Annotated in this window: 20 protein-coding genes; 13 read left to right on the plus strand and 7 right to left on the minus strand. The window is 61.4% G+C overall.

What is annotated here, in order from left to right; genetic code table 11:
- Nucleotides 1–7: 7 nt before the first annotated feature.
- Nucleotides 8–568: a cob(I)yrinic acid a,c-diamide adenosyltransferase gene (locus tag ACIROY_RS14160; protein WP_402342073.1), complete on the minus strand. Its 561-nt coding sequence runs from the start codon at nucleotides 566–568 to the stop codon at nucleotides 8–10.
- Between the two features lie 235 nt (nucleotides 569–803).
- Between ACIROY_RS14160 and ACIROY_RS14165 the strand changes: the two genes are divergently transcribed.
- The 5 genes from ACIROY_RS14165 to glcF all read left to right on the plus strand — a co-directional run bounded on the left by ACIROY_RS14165 (nucleotide 804) and on the right by glcF (nucleotide 7,249).
- Nucleotides 804–2,213 carry an FAD-binding oxidoreductase gene (locus tag ACIROY_RS14165; RefSeq protein ID WP_402342074.1) on the plus strand — a complete coding sequence of 470 codons (1,410 nt, stop codon included), beginning with the start codon at nucleotides 804–806 and terminating at the stop codon, nucleotides 2,211–2,213.
- Between the two features lie 101 nt (nucleotides 2,214–2,314).
- Complete coding sequence (locus ACIROY_RS14170) at nucleotides 2,315–3,205, plus strand: LysR substrate-binding domain-containing protein (protein ID WP_116434745.1); 891 nt, start codon at nucleotides 2,315–2,317, stop codon at nucleotides 3,203–3,205.
- A gap of 234 nt (nucleotides 3,206–3,439) precedes the next feature.
- Nucleotides 3,440–4,927 (plus strand): FAD-linked oxidase C-terminal domain-containing protein, encoded by a 1,488-nt coding sequence (locus ACIROY_RS14175; protein ID WP_402342076.1) that lies wholly within the window; start codon nucleotides 3,440–3,442, stop codon nucleotides 4,925–4,927.
- A 3-nt stretch (nucleotides 4,928–4,930) separates the two neighbouring features.
- The gene (gene glcE / locus ACIROY_RS14180; protein WP_402342078.1) at nucleotides 4,931–5,992 is read left to right on the plus strand and encodes a glycolate oxidase subunit GlcE; all 1,062 of its coding nucleotides are present in this window, start codon (nucleotides 4,931–4,933) and stop codon (nucleotides 5,990–5,992) included.
- 3 nt (nucleotides 5,993–5,995) lie between these two features.
- A complete protein-coding gene (gene glcF, locus ACIROY_RS14185) occupies nucleotides 5,996–7,249 on the plus strand; it encodes a glycolate oxidase subunit GlcF (protein WP_402342080.1) in 1,254 nt (417 codons plus the stop codon).
- 745 nt (nucleotides 7,250–7,994) lie between these two features.
- Here glcF and ACIROY_RS14190 read toward each other — a convergent pair.
- The 4 genes from ACIROY_RS14190 to ACIROY_RS14205 form a co-directional block, all read right to left on the minus strand.
- The gene (locus ACIROY_RS14190; RefSeq protein ID WP_402342082.1) at nucleotides 7,995–8,459 is read right to left on the minus strand and encodes a PPC domain-containing DNA-binding protein; all 465 of its coding nucleotides are present in this window, start codon (nucleotides 8,457–8,459) and stop codon (nucleotides 7,995–7,997) included.
- Complete coding sequence (locus ACIROY_RS14195; RefSeq protein WP_402278205.1) at nucleotides 8,459–9,025, minus strand: PCC domain-containing protein; 567 nt, start codon at nucleotides 9,023–9,025, stop codon at nucleotides 8,459–8,461. The genes ACIROY_RS14190 and ACIROY_RS14195 overlap by 1 nt, the downstream gene beginning before the upstream one ends.
- Nucleotides 9,022–10,626, minus strand: a complete 1,605-nt coding sequence (locus ACIROY_RS14200; RefSeq protein ID WP_402342084.1) for an acyl-CoA synthetase — start codon at nucleotides 10,624–10,626, stop codon at nucleotides 9,022–9,024. The genes ACIROY_RS14195 and ACIROY_RS14200 overlap by 4 nt, the downstream gene beginning before the upstream one ends.
- 89 nt (nucleotides 10,627–10,715) lie before the next feature.
- Complete coding sequence (locus ACIROY_RS14205; RefSeq protein ID WP_402278201.1) at nucleotides 10,716–11,891, minus strand: acetyl-CoA acetyltransferase; 1,176 nt, start codon at nucleotides 11,889–11,891, stop codon at nucleotides 10,716–10,718.
- 479 nt (nucleotides 11,892–12,370) lie between these two features.
- On the opposite strand from ACIROY_RS14205, the gene ACIROY_RS14210 reads away from it, so the two are divergent.
- The 5 genes from ACIROY_RS14210 to ACIROY_RS14230 all read left to right on the plus strand — a co-directional run bounded on the left by ACIROY_RS14210 (nucleotide 12,371) and on the right by ACIROY_RS14230 (nucleotide 18,167).
- Nucleotides 12,371–13,408: a TRAP transporter substrate-binding protein gene (locus ACIROY_RS14210; RefSeq protein WP_402278199.1), complete on the plus strand. Its 1,038-nt coding sequence runs from the start codon at nucleotides 12,371–12,373 to the stop codon at nucleotides 13,406–13,408.
- 12 nt (nucleotides 13,409–13,420) lie between these two features.
- Nucleotides 13,421–15,307 (plus strand): TRAP transporter large permease subunit, encoded by a 1,887-nt coding sequence (locus ACIROY_RS14215; protein WP_402278197.1) that lies wholly within the window; start codon nucleotides 13,421–13,423, stop codon nucleotides 15,305–15,307.
- A gap of 63 nt (nucleotides 15,308–15,370) precedes the next feature.
- Nucleotides 15,371–16,153: an SDR family NAD(P)-dependent oxidoreductase gene (locus ACIROY_RS14220; protein WP_402342086.1), complete on the plus strand. Its 783-nt coding sequence runs from the start codon at nucleotides 15,371–15,373 to the stop codon at nucleotides 16,151–16,153.
- Between the two features lie 13 nt (nucleotides 16,154–16,166).
- Nucleotides 16,167–16,964, plus strand: coding sequence for an SDR family NAD(P)-dependent oxidoreductase (locus ACIROY_RS14225; RefSeq protein WP_402278193.1), 798 nt, complete (start codon nucleotides 16,167–16,169; stop codon nucleotides 16,962–16,964).
- Nucleotides 16,965–17,078: 114 nt separating this feature from the next.
- Complete coding sequence (locus tag ACIROY_RS14230; protein ID WP_402278192.1) at nucleotides 17,079–18,167, plus strand: alginate lyase family protein; 1,089 nt, start codon at nucleotides 17,079–17,081, stop codon at nucleotides 18,165–18,167.
- Here ACIROY_RS14230 and ACIROY_RS14235 read toward each other — a convergent pair.
- Nucleotides 18,145–19,113, minus strand: coding sequence for a LysR family transcriptional regulator (locus tag ACIROY_RS14235; protein WP_402342088.1), 969 nt, complete (start codon nucleotides 19,111–19,113; stop codon nucleotides 18,145–18,147). The genes ACIROY_RS14230 and ACIROY_RS14235 overlap by 23 nt on opposite strands.
- A 173-nt stretch (nucleotides 19,114–19,286) precedes the next feature.
- Here ACIROY_RS14235 and ACIROY_RS14240 point away from each other — a divergent pair, with 173 nt between their 5' ends.
- The 3 genes from ACIROY_RS14240 (at nucleotide 19,287) to ACIROY_RS14250 (ending at nucleotide 22,436) form a co-directional block, all read left to right on the plus strand.
- Entirely contained in the window at nucleotides 19,287–20,426 is a 1,140-nt protein-coding gene (locus ACIROY_RS14240; RefSeq protein ID WP_402342089.1) for a sigma-54-dependent Fis family transcriptional regulator, read from the plus strand.
- A 98-nt stretch (nucleotides 20,427–20,524) separates the two neighbouring features.
- On the plus strand, nucleotides 20,525–21,541 hold the full coding sequence (gene ilvC / locus ACIROY_RS14245) for a ketol-acid reductoisomerase (protein ID WP_402342091.1): 1,017 nt from the start codon (nucleotides 20,525–20,527) through the stop codon (nucleotides 21,539–21,541).
- 259 nt (nucleotides 21,542–21,800) lie between these two features.
- The gene (locus tag ACIROY_RS14250; protein WP_402342093.1) at nucleotides 21,801–22,436 is read left to right on the plus strand and encodes a glutathione S-transferase family protein; all 636 of its coding nucleotides are present in this window, start codon (nucleotides 21,801–21,803) and stop codon (nucleotides 22,434–22,436) included.
- Between the two features lie 6 nt (nucleotides 22,437–22,442).
- Here the strand turns inward: ACIROY_RS14250 and ACIROY_RS14255 are convergent, their stop codons facing one another.
- The gene (locus ACIROY_RS14255; protein ID WP_402342710.1) at nucleotides 22,443–22,928 is read right to left on the minus strand and encodes a glutathione peroxidase; all 486 of its coding nucleotides are present in this window, start codon (nucleotides 22,926–22,928) and stop codon (nucleotides 22,443–22,445) included.
- Nucleotides 22,929–22,982: the final 54 nt, after the last annotated feature.

Raw genomic sequence — 22,982 nt, forward strand, 5'->3', positions numbered from 1 at the left:
CCTTGTTCTAATTTTTATTCCTGTCCTTGTGCCACAGTACATCGCCGCCGCCGGCATGGCGATTGAGCACGCGCGCCAGCACGAAGCACAGGTCCGACAGCCGGTTCAGGTATTGGCGCGGCTGCGGATTGACCGCGGCGCCTTCCGATTGCGCCAGCGTCACCACGGCGCGTTCGGCGCGGCGGCAGACGGTGCGGCAGACATGCATCTGCGCCGCCGCGCGCGAGCCGCCGGGCAGGATGAATTCCTTGAGCGGAGGCAAATCGGCGTTGTGCTTTTCCAGCAGCGCGTCGAGCTGCGCCACCTGGGCGTCGGCGATCACACTGTAACCGGGAATGCACAGCTCGCCGCCAAGGTCGAACAGGTCGTGCTGGATCGCCAGCAATTCCGCGCGTACACCGGCCGGCAGGTCTTCGCACAGCAGCAGGCCGAGCTGGGAATTGAGTTCGTCCACCTCGCCCAGCGCATGGATGCGCGGCGCGTCCTTGGCGATGCGGCTGCCGTCGCCGAGTCCGGTGCTGCCGTCGTCGCCGGTGCGCGTTGCGATTTTGGAAAGTCGATTGCCCATGTTGTTCCCTGTTCTCTATTCTCTGTGCACTGCAAATCAAAAGCCAAGCATAGCTAAAAAATGAGCGTTCAGAGCTCAAGTTGTCAGACAAATATAAAATATGTCTGCGGCAAGAGAGTAAAATCCCACAGAGGTTTTGACGACAGGGCAGGCCGCTGCATGGCAGTTTCAGTGCTTTTCCGGCATGCAGGAATATTCCCTGGCGTCACTATTCCAACAGACAGAGAGACAGACAATGAACCATATCGTTGATGCGCAGAAACTGCGCAAGCCCGTTCCCGAAGCGTTGCTCACAAGCTTGCAGACACTCCTTGGCAATCGCTTTTCGACCACGCAGGCGATGCGCGAGCATCACGGCCGCGATGAGTCGTCCTACGATCCGATGCTGCCCGATGCCGTGGCGTTCGCCCACACCACGGAAGAAGTCGCCGCCATCATCAAGGCCTGCAGCGAACATCGTATTCCCGTCATTCCCTACGGCACCGGCACTTCCCTCGAAGGCCACGTGCTGGCGCTGCAAGGCGGCATCACGATCGATTTGTCGCAGATGAGCCAGGTGCTGGCGGTCAACGGCGAAGACCTGACCGCCACCGTGCAGGCCGGCGTCACGCGCAAGCAGCTCAATCTGGAAATCAAGGACAGCGGCCTGTTCTTCCCGATTGATCCGGGCGCCGACGCCTCCATCGGCGGCATGGCCTCGACTCGCGCTTCCGGCACCAACGCCGTGCGTTACGGCACCATGCGCGAAAACACCCTGGCGCTGACCGTGGTCACCGCCGACGGCAACATCATCAAGACCGGCACGCGCGCCAAGAAATCTTCCGCCGGCTACGACCTGACCCGCGTCTACGTCGGCAGTGAAGGCACGCTGGGCATCATCACCGAGGTCACCGTGCGCCTGTATCCTCAGCCTGAGGCAGTATCGGCGGCGATCTGTTCGTTCCCGAGCGTGGCCGATGCGGTCAACACCGTGATCCAGGCGATCCAGGTCGGCGTGCCGCTGGCGCGCGTCGAGCTGCTCGATGAAAACGGCGTCAAGGCCATCAACGCCCATGACAAGATGACCTTGCCCGAAAATCCCCTGCTGCTGTTTGAATTCCACGGCAGCGAAAACGGCGTCAAGGAACAGGCAGAAGTCGTGCAGGAACTGGCCAACGACAACAACGCGCTGGGCTTCGAATGGGCCACGCGTCCGGAAGACCGCACGCGGTTGTGGACCGCACGTCACAACGCCTATTTTGCACTGCTGCAGATGCGCCCTGGCGGACGCGCGATTTCCACCGACTGCTGCGTGCCGATTTCGCGCCTGGCCGAATGCGTGCTGGAAACCAAGGCCGACTGCGAAGCCAACGGCCTGATCCACGCCATCATCGGCCACGTCGGCGACGGCAATTTCCACGTGCAGATGATGGTCGATCCCAATGATCCGGCCGACATCGCCCGTGCCGAAGGTGTCAACGAACGCATGGTCGCGCGCGCCATCGAGATGGACGGCACCTGCACCGGCGAGCACGGTGTCGGCTTGCACAAGATGGATTTTCTGGTGCAGGAACACGGCGCCGGCGCCATCGACGTGATGCGCGCGATCAAGCATGCGCTCGATCCGAAGAACATCATGAATCCGGGCAAGATCGTACGCTGGTAGTCATTTGACAGTCATTCGGTTGCATTACCTCCAATAGCAGGCAGCACCCCGGGACGCGCCGCATGGCGGCCGTCCCGCAACAACAGCAGGTAGAACAAGACATGGCAACACGCCTTCCTCCCGTCCATGCCCTGTCCGCGTTTGAAGCGGCGGCGCGTCACAATTCATTCGCCGTGGCGGCGGAAGAACTCTGCATCACGCCGTCGGCGCTGTCGCACCGTATTCGTTTGCTGGAAGAGTTTGTCGGCGAGCGCCTGTTCTTTCGCGATGGTCGCTCGATCGGCCTGTCCGAATTTGGTCGCCGCTATCTCGATGTGGTGCGCTCGGCGCTGCGCACGCTGACCGATTTTCCGATGCCGCATCGCAACGCCACGGTGCAGCCCAAGGTCAAGATCATGCTGCCGCCGACCTTCGCGCGTCATTTGCTGGTGCCGCGCATCGCCGAGTTCACGCAGCGTTATCCCGACATCACCGTCGAGATGTACCTGTCGGTGCCGCTGTACGACCTGAGCCTGTCGGAGAGCGATGTCGAAATCCGTTTCGGCGCCGGCAACTATCCCAACTTCGTCACTGAAAAATTGTTCGAAGAGCCGGCCTTTGCCGTCGCCAGCCCGGCTTACCTGAAAACCATTCCGCCGCTGAAGGGACCGCAGGATCTGCAGCACGCGATCCTGCTGCGCTCGGCGCTGGAACCCTGGCAACCGTGGTTCGAAGCCGCCGGCCTCAAGGACTGGCCGGAGCCGTCGACCGGCCTGCGCGTCGATGACCTCGGCCTGCTGCTGGAGTCGGTACGCCACGGCTACGGCGTCGGCCTCACGCGCCAGCATTTCGCCGAAGAACTGCTGGCACGCGGCGAAATCGTCGAACTCTTCGACGTGCGCCTGCGCACGCCGCCGCACGCCTATTACGTGGTCTACGAAAAGCAGATCCGCGACCGGCCGGAGGTCGATGCCTTCATCGACTGGCTGCAGAACGCTTTCAAAAACATCTGAGGCGCCTGCTTCGCGCCTCAACAGGTTCGAGTCCCTGAAAGTTATTCACAGCGCGACGTGAATTCTTTTCAGTGCGCCCTGACCACGCTTTTCGCTTTCCCAGGCTGAAATTCGCTACACTTCAGGCATTGCGAAGACAATAGCGAGACAGGTACTTCAAAACCGGCACCATAAGCCGGAAAACAATTCAATCGTCATCGCCGCGTCCCAGCCCAAAGCCAAACGAGGTCACGCATGAACGCCCCAGTCGCCCCCTTATTTTCTCCCACCCGCCAGCGCGAGGTGGTTGCCGCATTGAAAGCGGTGGTGCCGCCCCATTGCGTGCTGTTCGACGAGGAAGACACCCGCCCGTACGAGTGCGACGGCCTGGCCGCTTACCGCCAGTTGCCGATGGTCGTGGTTTTGCCCGAAAACGAAGCGCAGGTCGTCGCCATCCTCAAGACCTGCAACGAGCTGAAAGTGCAGATCGTCCCGCGCGGCGCCGGCACTGGTTTGTCCGGTGGCGCGATGCCGATCGCCGACGGCGTGGTGGTGTCGACCGCCAAGTTCAACAAGATCGTCAGCATGGACAAGTACTCGCGAACCGCCGTGGTCCAGCCCGGCGTGCGCAACCTGGCGATCTCGGAAGCGGCCGCGCCTTACGGTCTCTACTACGCGCCCGATCCGTCGTCGCAGATTGCCTGCACCATCGGTGGCAACGTCGCCGAAAACTCCGGCGGCGTGCATTGCCTCAAATACGGCCTGACCGTGCACAACGTGTTGCGCGTGCGCGTGGTCACCATCGAAGGCGACGTCGTCGAGCTCGGCAATGCCGGCCTCGATGCGCCCGGCCTCGACTTGCTGGCGGTGTTCATCGGCTCCGAAGGCATGCTCGGCATCGTCACCGAAGTCACCGTCAAGCTGGTGCCCAAGCCGCAGCAGGCGCGCGTGATCATGGCTTCGTTCGACGACGTGGTGAAGGGCGGCAACGCCGTCGCCAACGTCATCGCCGCCGGCATCATCCCGGCCGGGCTGGAGATGATGGACAAGACCAGTTCGCGCATGGTCGAGCCGTTCGTCAAGGCCGGCTACGACGTCGACGCCGAAGCGATCCTGCTGTGCGAATCCGACGGCACCAGCGAAGAAGTGGAAGAAGAGATCGGCCGCATGAGCGAAGTGCTCAACGCCAGCGGCGCCACCGCGATTGCCGTATCGCAGTCCGAAGCCGAACGCCTGCGCTTCTGGTCGGGCCGCAAGAACGCTTTCCCGGCGGCCGGGCGCATCTCGCCCGATTATTACTGCATGGACGGCACCATCCCGCGCAAACGGCTGGCCGAAGTCCTGCTCGGCATCGCCAAAATGGAAGGCAAGTACGGCCTGCGCTGCGCCAACGTGTTCCATGCCGGCGACGGCAATTTGCATCCGCTGATCCTGTTCGACGCCAACCTGGCGGACGAATTCCACCGTGCCGAATTGTTCGGCGCCGAGATCCTCGAGTTGTGCGTCGAAGTCGGCGGCACCATCACCGGCGAGCACGGCGTCGGCATCGAGAAGATCAACTCCATGTGCGTGCAGTATTCGCCGGAAGAGCGCGAAGCCTTCTTCAAGGTCAAGCGCGCCTTCGACACGGCCTTCCTGCTCAACCCTGACAAGGCCATTCCGTCGCTGCATCGCTGCGCCGAGTACGGCAAGATGCACGTGCAGCGCGGCGCCATCAAATTTCCCGATTTGCCAAGGTTTTAACGCATGGAACAGACACTGCAAGCATTCAAGGAGCACATCGTCGCGGCTACGTCCGGCGGCGCGCCGCTGCAAATCCGCGGCGGCGGCACCAAGGACTGGTACGGCCAGGAACCGCGCGGCGAGGTGCTCGACACGCGTCCTTACAGCGGCATCATCGACTACGAGCCGACCGAGCTGGTGATCACCGCCCGTTGCGGCACGCCGCTGTCGGAGATCGATGCCGCATTGGCGGCCAACAATCAGGTGCTGGCTTTCGAGCCGCCGCGCTTCGGCGGCGTCTCCACCGTCGGCGGCATGGTCGCTGCGGGTTTGTCCGGACCGGGCCGGCAATGGAGCGGATCGGTGCGCGACTTCATCCTCGGCGCCGATCTGATGGATGCGCAAGGGCAGGTCCTGCATTTCGGCGGACAGGTCATGAAGAATGTCGCCGGCTATGACGTCTCTCGCCTGCTGACCGGTTCGCTCGGTACGCTCGGGTTGATCCTGCAGGCGTCGATCAAGGTATTGCCGCAGGCCTTCGCCACCAGCACGCGCGTGTTTGAAGTCGACCAGGCCAATGCCATCCGCCTGCTCAACGAATGGGGCGGCCAGCCCCTGCCGCTGTCGGCCAGCGCCTGGGTCAACGGCGTGCTGACGATTCGTTTGTCGGGCGCACAAGCCGCTGTCTCTGCTGCAGAGACGAAGCTCGGCGGGTCTGAGTTGACCAACGGCGAGGATTTCTGGCGTGACCTGCGCGAGCAGAACCATGTGTTCTTCGCTGACGTGGATGCGCCGTTGTGGCGGATTTCCCTGCCGTCGGTGACGCAGCCGCTGGCGCTCAATGGCGCGCAGCTGATCGAATGGGGTGGCGCCCAGCGCTGGTATCGCGGCGATGACGGTGTCGCCGCCATCCGTGCCGCCGCAACCGCAGCCGGCGGCCACGCCAGCCTGTATCGCGGCGGCGACAAGAGCGTCGGCGTGTTCCAGCCGCTCGCGCCTGCGGTCGCCAAGATCCATCGCAACCTGAAAGCCTCCTTCGACCCATCCGGCATCTTCAATCCCGGTCGCATGTACAGCGAGTTTTAAACTATGCAAACCAACCTGGCCGATTTCATCCGCGACACTCCCGAAGGCAAGGAAGCCGACGCCATCCTGCGCTCCTGCGTGCATTGCGGATTCTGCACGGCGACCTGCCCCACCTATCAATTGCTGGGCGACGAGCTCGACGGTCCGCGCGGCCGCATCTACCTGATCAAGCAGGTGCTCGAAGGCAAGCAGGCCACCGCTGCCACGCAATCGCATCTGGATCGTTGCCTGACCTGCCGCAACTGCGAATCGACTTGCCCATCCGGCGTGCAATACGGCCGTCTGGTCGATATCGGCCGCAAGGTGGTCGAGGACCAGGTGCCGCGCCCGCTCGGTCAGCGCATCGTGCGCACCACGCTCAAGACGCTGCTGCCGAACAAGTGGCTGTTCAATCCGGCGATGAAGGCCGGCCAACTGGTCCGTCCGCTGTTGCCGCAAAAATTGCAGAACAAGGTGCCGGTCAAACAAGACGCGGGCCAGTGGCCGACGCGCACGCATGCGCGCAAGATGTTGATGCTCGACGGTTGCGTACAGCCGGCCATGTCGCCCAACATCAACAGTTCGACTGCACGCGTGCTGGATGCGCTGGGCGTCGAGCTGATCGTGCCGCCCAAGGCTGGTTGCTGTGGCGCGATTCGTTATCACCTGAACGATCAGGATGGCGGGCTCAATGATATGCGTCGCAACATCGATGCGTGGTGGCCGTATGTGGACGGCTCAGCCGGCTTCACGGTCGAGGCGATCGTGATGAATGCTTCCGGCTGCGGTGCCACCGTCAAGGAATATGGCCATCTGCTGCAGCACGACGCTGCCTATGCCGCCAAGGCGCATCGGATTGCGCAACTCACACGTGATATCAGCGAGATTCTGCCGGACTTCGAAGCCGAACTAGCGGGCAAGCTCAAGGGAAAAATCAAGGATAAGCTCAATGCGCGCGTTGCCTATCATCCGCCGTGCACTTTGCAGCACGGGCAGAAGATTCGCGGCAAGGTGGAGCAGATTCTTGGCAGTGCCGGTGTTGACGTCAAGCTGTGTGCGGACAGTCATCTTTGCTGCGGGTCGGCGGGGACGTATTCGGTGTTGCAGCCGGAGCTGTCTTATCGTTTGCGGGACAACAAGCTGAATAATTTGCAGGCGACTCAGCCGGACATGATTGTTTCCGGGAATATCGGGTGTCTGACGCATTTGCAGTCGGGGACTGATACGCCGGTGAAGCATTGGATTGAGTTGTTGGATGCGGCTTTGGTGGGTTCGTAAGCTGTTCCGACTTTCCGTTTGTTTGTAGCTTCATTGTTCTTTCTTCGATCAACCCTCGCCGGGGGCGGCCCGGCAGCCGCTTACTTTCTTTGCTTCGCCAAAGAAAGTAAGCAAAGAAAGGCGACCGCGATTCGCCGCCCCTTCGGGGTACCCGTTGGCGCCGCACTCAAATCGGGAAGGGAAACAAACTCGCTGCGCTCAGACAAGTTTCCCTTCTCTATCCGATTTGAGCACGTCACCAACGGCGACTCATAAGCGGAATTCTTTTTCCGGCTCGCTTCGCATTGCCTTGGGGGGGGGGGGCTCGCCTTCGGCATCGTGATTTTCACCTTTAGTCGTGGTCAACTACATCTTCCTTCCGACGGTAGCGAAGAACGACGACTCCCCACTCCACCTCAGTCCCCTGGCGATGCGCAGCGAGCCAGTCTCGAATTCCCGCTTGCGAGCAGCCGGTGGCGGCAGGTGCAAATCGGATAAAGAGGGGAAACTTGTCTGAGCGCAGCGAGTTTGTTTCCCCTCCCGATTTGTGCCTGACGACGCCGGGAACCCCCGAAGGGGGCTACGAACTTGCGGTCGCCTTTCTTTGCTTACTTTCTTTGGCGAAGCAAAGAAAGTGAGTAGCTGCCGGGCTACCCCCGGCTTGGTTGTCCGGAGAAAGAAAAATCCAACTTACCTAAGCAGGAAGCAGGCAAACAAAAAAGCGGCCCCAAAAGAGAGCCGCCTTCATCAACCAAGCAACCAAAAATCAAGCGTGCAAAACCTGCTGCGCCTGCTTGGGAATCCACTCCTGCAAGGTAATCTCAATCGTGATGAACGACAGATTCGCCCCCCGCACAAAGCGCCCCGCAAAAATCTTCCCATCCACATCCGCCACCACCCCCTGCAAAGGATGGACATGCGGCTTGCCGCCGTTGAAGCCGATCTCGCCAAAGACGTTGAGAATCTCAACCCCAGGTCCATTGATCTCCATTTCGCGCGACCCCGTAGGCGTCGCGTACTCCAGGTGCGCATCGATCAGGCTGCCGATCGCGCCGCGCACGATGGCGGTCTGCATGCCGTATTGGCGGCACAGCGCTTCCACGCTTTCAGTGAGGTCCTGGTTCGGTTTGAGGCGCGCCATCACCAGTTTTCCCAGTGTGCCTTCCTCTACCTGAATGTCGTTGTCGTTGGTGTGTGTCTCTGTGTTTCTTATAAGTGTTGATGTCGTCATCATGATTCCATGGGTGTCGGATGCAATAGACTGAATAGCGTCTCTTCATCGCTGTTGACGACGAAAGCGCCCTGGGAAAACAAGCACAGGCGGATGATGAGCGGATCGTCGCCCACTTCCACCGTGTCGAGCAATAAATGCCCGCCGTGTATCGAACCATCGCCGTCAAGGAAACCGGCGTGGCAATGCAATAATACTTTTCCTTCCTGGTTCTGGCCAACCGTGATTGCGCCGGTGACGAAGGTGATCACGCCTTCCAGCACATGCGGCGGGCCGTAGTCATATGGACGGTTGGCGTCGCGCGTGTTTTCGATGCGGTGATAGTGCAGCTTGCGCGCGGTGCCGCCGCACATGCGGCCGACGCCTCCGCGCTGGCCGTAGCGTTGCAGCACCTCACGCAAGGCGGCGCCGACTTTGGTGCCGGGCTGCAGCGTGATGCGCAGTTCTTCCGCCGGATTGGCTTCCAGGTCCAGCGTGCGCGGGTAGCTCTGCTGGCCGGCGTGAAGAAACTTGCGTACCTCGACAAATCCCGGATGGCCTTCGGCGGACTTGTTGGAAATTTTCATAAGCGATAGTCACCTTTCTCCTCGAGCAGACTTTTGATCTGCTTCTTGACGATCTTTCCATAACCGGATTTCGGCATGGTCTCCCAGAACACGAAGCGGCGCGGCCATTTGTATTTGGCGATGCGACTCTCCAGATGCGACAACAGCGCGTCGCCGTCGGCCTGCTGGCCGGACTTGGCGACGATGACGGCGATGCCGCTTTCGCCCCATTTCGGATCCGGCACGCCGAGCACGGCGACTTCGGACACCGAGGGATGCGTCAGCAGCGCTTCTTCGATCTCGCGCGGATAGACGTTGGAGCCGCCCGAGATGTACATGTCGGACGAGCGGCCGGTGATGTAGAGGAAACCGTCTTCGTCCACGTGGCCGAGGTCGCCGGTGTGGAACCAGTCGCCCTTGAAGGCCTTGGCGTTGGCGTCCGGATTGTTGTGATAGCCCATGAACACGGCCGGGCCGCGCACGCAGATCTCACCGGTTTCAAACGACTTCAGTTTCTTGCAGCTGTCGTCGAGGATGGCGATTTCCATGCCGGTGCGCGGCATGCCGCAGGAGCCGACGCGCGCTTTCGGATGGGCGTCGTCCGCTTCGTGCATGTACTGCGGCAGGAAGGTGATGTTGCCGGTCACTTCGCCGAGGCCGTAGTACTGCACCAGCACCTTGCCGAGCTTCTTCAATGCGTACACTTGGTCGGCGCGGTACATCGGTGCGCCGGCGTAGATGACGTGCTTGAGCGAGCTATGGTCGTAGCGATCGACCGATTCGTCTTCGGTCAGGATCTTGACGATGGTCGGCACGGTGAACATGTTGTCGACGCGGTGGCGCTGCACCAGTTGCCAGGCTTCTTCCGGCACCAGGCGCTCGGTTGACAGCAGGATGCTGGCGGCGCCGCGCGCCGTGTTGACGACTGCGTGGATGCCGGCACCGTGCGACAGCGGCGCCACCACCAGCGAGCGCGACTGATGGGTCAGGCCCGGCAGCAAGTCGGCCAGGTGGTTGGTCACGACGAAAGCCATCTGGCCGTGCGACAACATGCCGGCTTTCGGGTGGCCGGTGGTGCCGGAGGTGTAGAAGAACCACAGCGGATCTTCGTAATCGACTTCCACTTCATCGAAAGGCTGATGCGCACCGGCCGCAGTGGCGAGTGTTTCGAAATCAAGTTCGCCGGCGCGCGGGTCTTGCAGCGCGATGACGTGTTTCAGCGCGGGGGAGATTTCCTTGACGGCGTCGACATAGTTGGCGAAGCCGCGGTCGTACAGCATGACGCTGGCGCCGCTGGACTGGCCGAGATAGGCAGCTTCCGGCGGCGTGATGCGCACGTTGGTCGGGACCCAGACCATGCCCAGCTTGAATGCCGCCCAGGCGCTTTCAAAAATCTGCAGGTTGTTGCGGGAGTGGACCAGCATTTTGTCGCCCTTGCTCACGCCCAGCTTTTGCAGCGCATGGGCGAGGGTGTCGACGCGGTCGTTGATCTGTTTCCAGGTGGCGATCTTGTCGCCTTTGCCGTCCGCGGTGCCGTCGCCGAAGATCAGGCCGGGCTCGTCGGGGAAGCGGCGGGCGACGTCGGATAGCAGGCGCCCCAGGTTCATTACTTTGGTTAACATCGTCTCGCTCGTGTGTATTTTTTATGTGGGTCTTTACTTCAGTTGCTGCTGCCGCGGTCCCGGGCAATGCCGGGACCACGGAAAAACTATCAATGCACGCGTTCCAGAATGCTCACGTAATTCGCCACTGCAGCACCGCCCATGTTGAACACGCCGGCATAGCGCGCGTTCGGGATCTGCATGTCGCCGGCGTCATGGCTGGCCTGCATCGCCGCCATCACGTGCATCGACACGCCGGTGGCGCCGACCGGATGGCCCTTGGACTTCAGGCCGCCGGAAGGATTGATCGGCAGGCGGCCGTTCTTGGCGGTGACGCCGTCGAGGATGGCGCGTGCGCCCTGGCCCGGCTCGGCCAGGCCCATGGCTTCATACTCAAGCAACTCGGCGATGGTGAAGCAGTCGTGGGTTTCCACCAACGACAGGTCGAGCAATTTGAGGTCGGCTTGTTTCAATGCCTGCTGCCATGCCAGCGTGCCGGCTTCGAAACGGGTCGGGTCGCGGCGCGACAGCGGCAGGAAATCATTGACGTGCACGGCGGCGCGGAAGGTCACGGCGCGCTGCATGGTCTTGGCCACGTCGGCGGCGCTCAGCACCAGCGCGGCGGCGCCGTCGGAGATCAGCGAGCAATCTGTGCGCTTCAACGGGCCGGCGACGAAGGGATTCTTTTCCGAGACGTTGCGGCAGAAGTCGAAGCCGAAATCCTTGCGCATGTGGGCGTAGGGATTGCTCATGCCGTTCTTGTGATTCTTGGCGGCAATGGCGGCCAGCGCATCCGACTGATCGCCGTAGCGATCAAAGTAGGCTTGCGCGATCTTGCCGAACACGCCGGCGAAGCCGCCCGGGATGCCGGCTTCTTCCTTGGCGTAGCAGCACTTGAGCAGCACTTCGCCGACTTGCGGCGTGGCCAGTTCGGTCATTTTTTCAAAGCCGATCACCAGCGCGTGCTTGGCCTGGCCGGACAGGATCGATTGCATGCCCGAGTGGATCGCCGCCGAACCGGTGGCGCAGGCGTTCTCAACGCGCACGGCAGGCTTGAAGCGCAGCGCGGGCAAGGTATTGAACACCAGCGAGGACGGGAAGTCCTGATACAGGAAGCCGCCGTTGAAGGTGCCGATGTGGATCGAGCCGATGTCTTCCGGCGTCAGGCCGGCGTGTTCGATGGCCGCCTTGGCGACCTGGCCGATCAGCGCTTCCGGATCGATGCCGTCGAGCTTGCCGAATTGGGAGTGATTCCAGCCGGTGATGCAAGGGGAAGGTGCAGTCATGTGGATTCCTGAAAAGAGTGTGTTGGAACAGCAATATGCAAAAACGATGCCACGAATTTTCCAGGCCGGTGCAGCATTGCCGCGTTGCTTGTTGTTATGGCGGCAGCGCCCGTACGGGCGGCGTCGGCAGGCCGTGATGGCGGTAAACATAGCACGTTGCGCGCAGTGATGAATTTGCTGCACTGCAGGATGAAACCGGGATGGGAACCGCATACAGGTGTCAATCAAGTGTTCAGGCAATGCGACAGGTGTCGCATCAAAATAAACACCTGATTGGCCCTCACATCCCTTGTCGAATCAGGCGTTTATCGAAGAGAATGTGCTTGCAATGCCGACTTCAGGGAGGGAAGCCCAGGTCCGTGGAAACACTTTCGCGACTTGGCATCCAAATTGCTCTAGAACGCATAAGCAGTGCTGAATTAGTCGTTACTAGTATCGGCAACATAAATTAACCAAAACTAAAATCAGGAGACAAACAGATGGGTAACCCAACTGCCAGCATCACTCGCCGTCGTTTTTTGAAGACTGTTTCCGTCGCTTCGGCCGCTGCCGCCACCGGCATGATGTCGACCCAGGCATTTGCCGCCGCTGAATTCACGCTGAAGTACGCCAACAACCTGCCGGCCACGCATCCGATGAATCTGCGCGCCAAGGAAATGGCCGCCAAGATCGCGACCGAGTCCAAGGGCCGCATCGACTTCCAGGTCTATCCGAACAACCAGCTCGGCAATGACACCGACACGCTGGGCCAGGTACGCTCGGGCGCGGTCGACTTCTTTACACTGTCCCCGCTGATTCTCGGCACGCTGGTGCCGGCTGCACAGATCAGCGGCGTCGGCTTTGCCTTCAAGGATTACAACCAGGTGTGGGCCGCACTCGACGGCGAGTTGGGCGCGCACGTGCGCAAGCAGATCGAGGCCAAGTCCACCGTCTTTGCATTTGAAAAGATCTGGGACAACGGCTACCGCCAGATCACCAACAGCACTCGCGCGATCAACAAGCCGGAAGACCTCAAGGGCATGAAGCTGCGCGTGCCGCCGAGCCCGCTGTGGACATCGATGTTCCGCGCCTTCGATGCGGCGCCGGCCAGCATCAACTTCGCCGAAGTGTATTCCGCGCTGCAGACCAAGATCGTCGAAGGCCAGGAAAACCCGATGGCGATCATCTCGACCGCCAAGCTGTACGAAGTGCAGAAGTACTGCTCCATGACCAACCACATGTGGGATGGTTTCTGGTTCCTGGCCAACAAGAAATCGTTCGAGCGTCTGCCGAAGGACCTGCAGGAAATCGTCACACGCAACGTCAATGAAGCCGGCATCAAGCAACGCGCCGACGTCAAGGCGCTGAACGATTCCCTGGCGACCGAAATGAAGGGCAAGGGTCTGGCCTTCAACGACACCGACAACGAAGCCTTCCGCGCCAAGCTGCGCAGTGCAGGTTTTTATGCCGAGTGGCACAAGAAGTTCGGTGACGAACCTTGGGCGCTGTTGGAGAAATACACCGGGAAGTTGGCGTAAATGGAAGCGGCGATGACCGAAGTGAGAATGCCTTCTGCACCGCTGCCGACCAACCCGCTGGCGCGTCTGCTGGCGGGCGTCAATCGCGGCGTCATGCACGTTGTCGCCGCGGTTGCTGCGGCGCTGGTGGTGGTGGAAACCGGCGTGCTGCTGGCCGGCGTGATCTACCGCTATGCGCTGCACGACCCGCTGATCTGGTCCGATGAACTGGCCTCGACGCTGTTCATCTGGCTGTCGATGCTGGGCGCAGTGCTGGCGCTGGACCGGGGCGAGCACATGCGCCTGACGGCCATCGTCAACAAGCTCTCCGACAAATGGCGCGTCTGGCTGGAAACGGTCGCTGCATTGATCGTCTGCATTTTTGTATTGATGATCATCCATCCTGCGGTCGACCACGCGTCGGAGCAGATGGCGATCACCACGCCGGCCTTGGAGATCCCCGACGGCCTGCGTGCAGCAGCGCTGCCGGTCGGCGCGATCCTGATGTTCCTGGCGGCGATTGCCCGCATGGCGAGCCGCTCCAGCATCAGGCAGGTGTTGTCTGCCGTGGCCGTTGTCGCCGTGATCGGCGCGGTGCTGTGGATCAGCAAGCCGGCCCTGCTGGCCATGGGCAACTACAACCTGATCGTGTTCTTCGTGGTGCTGATCGGCGCGTGTGTCGCAGGCGGTATTCCGATTGCGTTCGCCTTCGGTACGGCGACGATGGCCTATCTGACCATTGCTACAGGCGCACCGATGATGATCGTGGTCAGCCGTATGGACGAGGGCATGTCCAGCCTGATCCTGTTGTCGGTGCCGCTGTTCGTCTTGCTCGGTTCGCTGCTGGAAATCAGCGGACTGGCGCGTACCCTGATCGACTTCATGGCGGCCTTGCTGGGCCACGTGCGGGGAGGATTGCAATACGTGCTGCTGGGCGCGATGTTCCTGGTCTCCGGCATCTCCGGCTCCAAGGCGGCCGACATGGCCGCGATTGCCCCGGCGCTGTTCCCTGAAATGAAGAAGCGCGGTTCCAAGCCGGAAGAACTGGTGGCCTTGCTGTCGTCCTCCGGCGCCATGACCGAAACGATTCCGCCGAGCCTGGTGCTGATCACCATCGGCGCCGTGTGCAGCGTGTCGATTACGGCCCTGTTCATCGGCGGCCTGATGCCGGCGGTGATCGCCACGATTGCGATCGGCATTGTCTGCTGGTTCCGCGCCCGTCGTGAACCGATGCCGGATGTGAAGCGCGCCACCATCGGCGTGATCGGCAAGACCCTGATCGCTGCGATCCCCGCACTGGCCTTGCCGATGCTGATTCGCGTGGCGGTGATTGAAGGCGTCGCCACCGCAACGGAAGTGGCCACCATCGGTGTCGCCTACACCATCGTGGTCGGTCTGGTCATGCATGCCTTCATGAAGCATCTCGATTTCAAGCGCATCTATCCGATGCTGGTGGAAGCGGCGACGCTGTCGGGCGCGATCCTCTTGATCATCGGCATGGCCACCTCGATGGCCTGGGCGCTGACGCAGTCGGGCTTCTCGGCCAAGCTGGTGTCGCTGATGCAGGGCGTGCCGGGCGGTGGCTTCGGCTTCCTGCTGATCACGATCGTGATCTTCATCGTGCTGGGCAGCATCCTGGAAGGCATCCCGGCGATCGTGCTGTTCGGACCGCTGCTGTTCCCGGTGGCGCGCTCACTGGGCATCCATGACGTGCACTACGCCATGGTGGTGATCCTGGCGATGGGTATCGGCTTGTTCGCACCACCGTTCGGCGTCGGCTTCTATGCCGCCTGCGCGATCGGCAAGGTGTCGCCGGACAAGGTCTTCAACCGCGTGTGGGGCTATCTGGCCGCACTGGTGGTGGCACTTCTGGTGGTGGCTGCGGTGCCGTGGATTTCGATCGGCTTTCTTGAACACTAATAACATCTAAAAACGGCGGCTTGCACTTCTCCCTTCGCAAGCCGCCATCCTCACGGAGACAACATGAACCAAAATGACAGCGGCGCCCGCGTGGCGCTCGTGACGGGCGGAGCCATGGGTATCGGCGCCGCAATTTCCCAGCGTCTGGCGCGCGACGGTTATACCGTACTGGTCTCGGACATCAACCTGGAAGCAGCCAGGGCGACCGCCGACAAGATCAACGCCGATGGCGGCACGGGGTGGGGTAGAGCCGCGCCGCTGGCGATGGATGTCAGCAAGCCCGAGTCCATCGAAAAAGCTTTTGCCGAGGTCGAAAAAGACTACGGCCGCTGCGACGTGCTGGTCAACAATGCCGGCGTCGCCAAGACCTTCCCCTTCCTCGATTACCCGCTCGACAACTGGCTGCTGACGATGAACATCAACGTCACCGGCGTGATGCTGTGCGGCCAGCATGCCGCGCGCATGATGGTGCGTCGCAAGTGGGGCCGCATCGTCAATATTTCTTCCATCTCGGGCATCCGCGCCGGTTCCGGCCGCACCGCCTACGGCACGTCCAAGGCGGCGGTGATCGGCCTGACGCGTCAGATGGCGATCGAGCTGGCCGAGCACGGCGTCACCGTCAACAGCGTCGCGCCCGGTCCGGTCGATACGCCGCTGACGCAGGCCGTGCATTCGCCGGAAACCCGCAAGAGCTTCACCGCCGGCGTGCCGATGCACCGCTACGGCAGCACCGACGAGATCGCTGCGGCAGTATCTTTCCTCGCGGCTGACGATTCGTCCTACATTACCGGCCACGTGGTGCCGGTGGATGGCGGCTTCGTGGCCGCCGGCATTCTCGACATCTGATCGGAGCATAAGCATGGCACGCGCAATGGAAGACAAGGTCGTCATCGTCAGCGGCGCAGGTTCGGTCGGCGAGGGCTGGGGCAACGGCAAGGCGGCGGCGGTGCTGTATGCGCGCGAAGGTGCGCGGGTGCTGGCGGTCGACCGCAACCTGCAGGCCGCACAAGAGACCTGCGACCTGATCCGCAGCGAAGGCGGCACGTGTGAGGTGGTCGCCGCGGACGTGTCGAAGACGCCGGACATCGAAGCCATGGTGCAGGCCGCGCTCGATCATTTCGGCCGCATCGACGTCCTGCACAACAACGTCGGCATCGCCGAAACCGGCGGCCCGGTCGAAGCCAGCGAAGAGAGCTGGAACCGCGTCATCGCGATCAACCAGACCAGCGTCTTCATGACCTGCAAGCATGTCCTGCCGGTGATGGAAAAACAGAAGAAGGGCGCCATCGTCAACATCTCGTCGCTGGCGGCGATCCGCTGGGTGGGCTTTCCGTATGTCGCCTATTCGGCGTCCAAGGCGGCGATGCTGGCGCTGACCAAGAACATCGCGATGCAATACGCGCCGCTGGGCATCCGCGCCAACTGCGTGTTGCCGGGGTTGATGGACACGCCGATGATCCGCGAACCGCTCAAGGCCTCCTATGGCGGCGACATCGAAGAGATGCGCCGCAAACGTCACGAACAATGTCCGATGGGCCATATGGGCGACGCCTGGGATGTGGCGCATGCGGCCTTGTTCCTGGCGTCGGATGCCGCGCGTTACGTGACGGGCGTCGACCTGATCGTGGACGGCGGCCTCAGTCTCAAGTGTGTGTAGCAAACTCGTTACGTCGGCGTCATCTGCATAGGTGTGACGAAAGGTAAATTGCAGGGCATCGGTTGGAGGAATGGGGTGTAATGTTTTTCATCCCTTTTCCTTCCCGGTGACTGCATGCCAGATCAGCACGTTTTTCGTCGTCCTTTTGTCCATCTTCTCGCGCTGCTGTGCCTGCTCATTGCAGCGCCGTTCGCCTCCTCGCAATCCCTGTGGCCGTCGTCGCAGCAGTGGGAGCAGTTGCGTCGCGATCCGACGTTCAAACAGGCAATGACGGCCCAGCGCCGCATCGCCGACGAAGCACTCGCCGCCGCGCCGCAACCGATTGCCACACTGTCCAGCGGCGGTCGCCTGCAGGGCGACGCGATCAAGGGAAAGACCGCCGCCAGCATCAAGGACATGGACAAGATCCAGGCGCTCGCCGTGACCTACAAAGTGACGGGCGACGCGCGCTACGCGGCGCGTGCGGGTGAATTCCTCGATGCCTGGGCCGCACGCAACCAGCCCACCGGCCAGCCCATCGACGAAACCGGTCTGGAGCCGGGCATCTTCGGTTACCGTATTGTGCGCGCCGATCTGCCGGTCGCTGCGCGCGACCGGATCGATACGTGGATGCGCAATATCGCACAGGCCGAGATCGATTCGCGTGTGCTGAAGCGACCGACCGCCACCAACAACTGGCACAGCCATCGCCTGAAGATCGTCGGCCTGATCGGTTACGCGATTGGCGACGCCAAGTTGCTCATCTATGCGAAGAATGGCTTCCGCACCCAGATCAACGACAACCTGCGTCCTGATGGCGAGAGCATCGATTTCATCGAGCGCGATGCCTTGTCGTATCACGTCTACGATTTGCGGCCGCTGGTCACGCTGGCGCTGGCGTTTGCCGAAGACGGCGAGGACTTGTACCACTGGCAGGCGCCGAATGGCGCGTCGGTGGCGCGCAGCGTGACATGGTTGTTGCCGTATGTGCGTGGGGAGAAGAGCCACGCCGAGTTCGCCGGCAGCCGGGTGCCGTTCGACAAGGCGCGTTCGGACAATCATGAGAAGGGCCATGAAATCGGCACGCCCTACGATCCCAAAAACGCCCAGCCGCTCATGGACCTCGCGGCGGCTTACGATCCGGCCTGCGCGGAGTTGGCGCGCAGTCTCGGCGGCGGCAGCATGCGTCTGCGGCTGGCGCTCAGTTCTTTGAAAAACGGCTGAGGGCAGGTCGTCGCGTCCGGCCTGATGGCGGCGAAGGCGGCGGCGCAGGTTGGGTATTCTTGAGCCCGCTCCAGACTTCTTCCGCCGTTTGCACAAAGGTCTGGATGCAGGGATTGCGGTTGTCCTTGTTCCAGATCACCGCGACGTCCACCACCGGCGCATCAACCAGCGGCTTGAAAACCGTGGTTTCCAGATGCATGGCCTGCATTGAGTTCGGCACCATCGCCACGCCCAAGCCTTCGCCGACCAGGTTGACGATGGTCTGCTGCAGGTTGGCTTCGAGCTTGATGCGCGGGCGAAAGCCCGCCGCCACACAGCAATTGACGATCAGGTCGTAGACCACCGGCGCAATCGCGCGCGGGATGCTGACGAAGGGATCGTCGGCCAGATCCCTGGCTGAAATTTTTTCACGTGTCGCCAGGCGGTGGTTTTTCGGCAGCACCGCCACCAGCGGTTCGGAAAAGATCGTGCGACTGTCCAGCCCGCTGCAATCCTCGGGCCGGTACATGATGCCGACGTCGCGTTTGCCTTCCCTGATGTCGACCGCCAGCAGATTGGGCACGTGCTCGGTCAGGCGCATGTCGACCTCGGGATAGGCTGCCGAATAGTGGCGCGTCACCGACGGCAGGATGTTATAGGCGGTCGACATCATGAACCCCACCAGCAGCGCGCCGCTGTTGCCGGCCCCGGTGCTGACGGCATTGCGGCGGGCGCGCTCCAGTGCATGAAAAATTTCAGCAGTGTCCCGGTAGAAATGTTTGCCCGCTTCGGTCAGCTGCACGCTGCGTTTGCTGCGGTCGAACAACTGCACGCCGAGTTCCTTCTCCAGCGCCGCAATCTGGCGCGTGAGCGGGGGTTGCGAGATATGCAACAGCTCGGCGGCGCGGCCGAAATGCAGGGTTTCTGCTACGGTGCGGAAATAAGTCAGGTGGCGCAGTTCGATCATTTGATACCTTTAAGGTATTAATTGTGTGCCTATATTGTATTGGAAGTTATTAAACAAGCTGGCTATTCTTTGCCGCAGAGTCAGCTTACTTGCGACTGACTCCCAGGTGATCCGGCCACGAGCCGGTCTCGCCGCCACATAAGAAAAAGCAGTTCATAGACAGGAGACAAATCATGCCGACATCCACGGTAGACCTCGCTACGGCGCGCAGATATGTCAGCAGCGCACGCTATCGCTCACTCGATGAACTCTGTGGCGGCGATCCGCAGATGCAAGACCTGATCGCGCGCGGCAAGCGCCTGATCGACCGCAACATCCCGATTCTGATTCTCGGCGAAACCGGCACCGGCAAGGAATACCTGTCGCGCGCGCTGCACGCCTACAGCGAACGACGCGCCGCCAACTGGGTGGCGGTCAACTGTGCTTCGATTCCCGAGAGCCTGGCCGAGAGCGAACTGTTCGGCTATTGCAAGGGCGCGTTTTCCGGCGCGCTGCCGGGCGGCATGAAGGGTAAGGTGCAGCAGGCCGACGGCGGCACGCTGTTCCTCGACGAAATCGGCGACATGCCGTTCGCCTTGCAGACGCGCCTGTTGCGCGTGCTGTCCGAACGCGAAGTGATTCCGCTGGGCGCGGCGCATCCGGTGCCGGTCGACGTGCACCTGATCTGCGCCACGCACCAGGATCTGAAAAAGCTGGTGGCGCAAGGGCGCTTCCGCGAAGATTTGTATTACCGCATTGCGGGCGGCGTGCTGCGTTTGCCGTCGCTGCGCAGCCGCACCGACCGCCGCGCTTTGATCATGCAAATGATCGCCGACGAAATGCCGGGGCAAGATGGCAGCAACTGCGTCGACGACGGCATCATTGCGCCGACCGCCTTGCAGCAGATGCTGGCCTATGCCTGGCCCGGTAACCTGCGCCAGATGCACGCCGTGATCCGCTACTGCTGCGCCGTCATGAACGGCGACCGCATCGAGGTCGGCGATCTGCCGGAAGAGCTGATGGAGACGTTCGCGCCATCCGCTTCGCTATCCTTTCACTACGAGGGGCCGGCTATTTCTCCGGCCTCCAACGTCCGCAGCATCGTGCCACAAGCCGGTGCTGCCGATATCCTCCCGCGCCCATCAGGCGGCCCGCTCGGGGACGAGCGCACGCGCGTTATCGATGCGCTGGTCGGCAGTCGCTGGAACATCTCCGCCGCTTCGCGGCAACTGGGAATGTGCCGCGCCTCGCTGTATCGCAAATTGCGCCAGCTGGATATTCCGCACGTGCGCGACCAGGCCATGCCGACGCAGTTCGCGTCGTACGCGGCCTGATCGAAACCTATCGATCGAAACTTATTGCGCCGCTTCCGGGCGGCGCCCACACGACAAAACAAAAGAGCTCCGCTCACCTTGAGGAAGTTAGGAAGACCATGAAAGTTTTTTACGACAAAGACGCAGACCTGTCCCTGATCAAGAACAAGAACGTGACCATCATCGGTTACGGTTCGCAAGGCCACGCGCACGCGCAAAACCTGAATGACTCCGGCTGCAAAGTCACCGTTGCGCTGCGCAAGGATGGCGCATCGTGGAACAAGGCCAAGAACGCCGGCCTGAACGTTGCCGAAGTCAACGAAGCGGTCAAGGGCGCCGACTTCATCATGATCCTGCTGCCGGATGAAAACATCGGCCAGGTCTATGCAGAAAACGTTGCTCCGCACGCCAAGCAAGGCGCGACAGTCGCCTTCGCCCACGGCTTCAACATCCATTACGGTCAAGTCGTGCCGCGCGCTGATCTGGACATCATCATGATCGCGCCAAAGGCCCCGGGCCACACCGTGCGTTCGACCTACACCCAAGGCGGCGGCGTGCCGCATCTGATCGCTGTCTATCAAGACAAGTCCGGCACTGCCCGTGACGTCGCTCTGTCGTACGCCACCGCCAACGGCGGCGGCCGTGCCGGCATCATCGAAACCAACTTCCGCGAAGAAACCGAAACCGACCTGTTCGGCGAACAAGCGGTTCTGTGCGGTGGCGCTGTTGAACTGATCAAGGCCGGTTTCGAAACGCTGGTGGAAGCCGGCTACGCGCCTGAAATGGCGTACTTCGAATGCCTGCACGAACTGAAGCTGATCGTCGACCTGATCTACGAAGGCGGCATCGCCAACATGAACTACTCGATCTCGAACAATGCGGAATACGGCGAATACGTCACCGGCCCGCGCATCATCAACGAAGAGAGCAAGAAGGTCATGAAGCAAGTGCTGACCGACATCCAGACCGGCGAATACGCCAAGAGCTTCATCCTGGAAAACAAGGCCGGCGCACCGACCTTGCTGTCGCGTCGTCGTATCAATGCTGAACATCAGATCGAAATCGTCGGCGAGAAGCTGCGCGCGATGATGCCTTGGATCAAGGCCAACAAACTGGTGGACCAGTCGAAGAACTAACACGACCACGGACCGCGATCGTGGGCATCATCTCAGGACACGCAAGCATGCGTGCCCTGGGCAGGACGGCGCAAAGCATTGCTTTGCGAAACCCCGTCCAGCCTGCCTTGGATCAAGGCCAACAAATTGATGGATCAGTCGAAGAACTAATCGATTTTTTCTCGATGAAAAAAGGACGCCAAGGCGTCCTTTTTTATTTCGCGGTATGTTTACGCCCCGAGACTTCTCACCAGCCACTTCGCCCCTCAAGGAGAACCAAGTGCAACTCATCGGCATGCTCGATTCACCCTACGTCCGCCGCGCCGCCATTTCCCTGCAATTGCTCGGCCTGCCGTTTGAACATCAATCGATCTCGGTGTTCAGCACCTTTGACCGTTTTCGCGAAATCAATCCGTTGGTCAAGGCGCCGTCGTTGATCTGCGATGACGGCATGGTGCTGATGGATTCGATCCTGATCACGCAATACGCCGAGGCGTTCCCGCAGAAGAAGCGCAGCCTGTTGCCGTCCGACCTGGGCGAGTTGCAGCGTGCGCTGCGTATCATCGGTCTGGCGATGACGGCCTGTGAGAAGAGCGTGCAGATCGTCTACGAGCACAAGCTGCGTCCTGCCGAGAAGTTGCATGAACCTTGGCTGGAGCGTGTATCAGGACAATTGTTGGAGGCCTACAAGGCGCTGGAAGAGGAATTCACCAAGCGGCCGCGCGCAGTGACCAGCGCCACCATCGATCAGGCCACGCTGACTACGGCCGTGGCCTGGTACTTCAGCCGCCAACTGGTGGCCGATGTGGTGCCGGCGGAGCACTATCCCGCGTTGGCGGCCTTGTCGGCAGCGGCCGAGAAGTTGCCGGAGTTTGCCGCCGCACCGTATGGCGACGGCATTTGCCAAGCGCACTAAACCAGCTTACTCCGCCAGCAATTTTTCGATATCGGCCACCATGTCTTCCGGCTTGGTGGCCGGCGCGTAACGCTTGAACACGCTGCCGTTCTTGCGCACCAGGAATTTGGTGAAATTCCATTTGATCGCCTTGCTGCCGAGCAGGCCGGGGGCTTCCGCCTTGATGTAGGTAAACAGTGGATCGGCCTGGTCGCCGTTGACGTCGATCTTGGCGAACAGCGGGAAGCTGACGCCGTAATTCTTTTCGCAGAAGGCGCCGATTTCTTCCGCCGTGCCGGGCTCCTGGCCGCCGAACTGGTTGCACGGGAAGCCGAGCACTTCCACACCCTTGTCCTTGAACTCGCGATAAATCTTCTCCAGGCCCTGGTACTGCGGCGTGAAGCCGCATTTACTGGCGGTGTTGACGATCAGGACGACCTTGCCGCGATATTGGTCCAACGCCGCCGGCGTGCGGTCGGGCAGGGCGGGATGGAAGTCGTAGATGCTGGGCATGGGGGCCTCGTCGAAGTGAATGGGAATGCTGTCCATGATAGCCCATGGCCCGTG

Origin of the sequence: Herbaspirillum sp. NPDC101396 (genome assembly GCF_044767365.1) — a bacterium.
Lineage (GTDB): Bacteria > Pseudomonadota > Gammaproteobacteria > Burkholderiales > Burkholderiaceae_D > Herbaspirillum.

What these genes read in the sequence shown, in the direction of transcription:
- ACIROY_RS14160 (WP_402342073.1), bottom strand. Translation starts at nt 568, where the DNA reads ATGGGCAATCGACTTTCCAAAATCGCAACGCGCACCGGCGACGACGGC.
- ACIROY_RS14165 (WP_402342074.1), top strand. Translation starts at nt 804, where the DNA reads ATGAACCATATCGTTGATGCGCAGAAACTGCGCAAGCCCGTTCCCGAA.
- ACIROY_RS14170 (WP_116434745.1), top strand. Translation starts at nt 2,315, where the DNA reads ATGGCAACACGCCTTCCTCCCGTCCATGCCCTGTCCGCGTTTGAAGCG.
- ACIROY_RS14175 (WP_402342076.1), top strand. Translation starts at nt 3,440, where the DNA reads ATGAACGCCCCAGTCGCCCCCTTATTTTCTCCCACCCGCCAGCGCGAG.
- glcE (WP_402342078.1), top strand. Translation starts at nt 4,931, where the DNA reads ATGGAACAGACACTGCAAGCATTCAAGGAGCACATCGTCGCGGCTACG.
- glcF (WP_402342080.1), top strand. Translation starts at nt 5,996, where the DNA reads ATGCAAACCAACCTGGCCGATTTCATCCGCGACACTCCCGAAGGCAAG.
- ACIROY_RS14190 (WP_402342082.1), bottom strand. Translation starts at nt 8,459, where the DNA reads ATGACGACATCAACACTTATAAGAAACACAGAGACACACACCAACGAC.
- ACIROY_RS14195 (WP_402278205.1), bottom strand. Translation starts at nt 9,025, where the DNA reads ATGAAAATTTCCAACAAGTCCGCCGAAGGCCATCCGGGATTTGTCGAG.
- ACIROY_RS14200 (WP_402342084.1), bottom strand. Translation starts at nt 10,626, where the DNA reads ATGTTAACCAAAGTAATGAACCTGGGGCGCCTGCTATCCGACGTCGCC.
- ACIROY_RS14205 (WP_402278201.1), bottom strand. Translation starts at nt 11,891, where the DNA reads ATGACTGCACCTTCCCCTTGCATCACCGGCTGGAATCACTCCCAATTC.
- ACIROY_RS14210 (WP_402278199.1), top strand. Translation starts at nt 12,371, where the DNA reads ATGGGTAACCCAACTGCCAGCATCACTCGCCGTCGTTTTTTGAAGACT.
- ACIROY_RS14215 (WP_402278197.1), top strand. Translation starts at nt 13,421, where the DNA reads ATGACCGAAGTGAGAATGCCTTCTGCACCGCTGCCGACCAACCCGCTG.
- ACIROY_RS14220 (WP_402342086.1), top strand. Translation starts at nt 15,371, where the DNA reads ATGAACCAAAATGACAGCGGCGCCCGCGTGGCGCTCGTGACGGGCGGA.
- ACIROY_RS14225 (WP_402278193.1), top strand. Translation starts at nt 16,167, where the DNA reads ATGGCACGCGCAATGGAAGACAAGGTCGTCATCGTCAGCGGCGCAGGT.
- ACIROY_RS14230 (WP_402278192.1), top strand. Translation starts at nt 17,079, where the DNA reads ATGCCAGATCAGCACGTTTTTCGTCGTCCTTTTGTCCATCTTCTCGCG.
- ACIROY_RS14235 (WP_402342088.1), bottom strand. Translation starts at nt 19,113, where the DNA reads ATGATCGAACTGCGCCACCTGACTTATTTCCGCACCGTAGCAGAAACC.
- ACIROY_RS14240 (WP_402342089.1), top strand. Translation starts at nt 19,287, where the DNA reads ATGCCGACATCCACGGTAGACCTCGCTACGGCGCGCAGATATGTCAGC.
- ilvC (WP_402342091.1), top strand. Translation starts at nt 20,525, where the DNA reads ATGAAAGTTTTTTACGACAAAGACGCAGACCTGTCCCTGATCAAGAAC.
- ACIROY_RS14255 (WP_402342710.1), bottom strand. Translation starts at nt 22,928, where the DNA reads ATGCCCAGCATCTACGACTTCCATCCCGCCCTGCCCGACCGCACGCCG.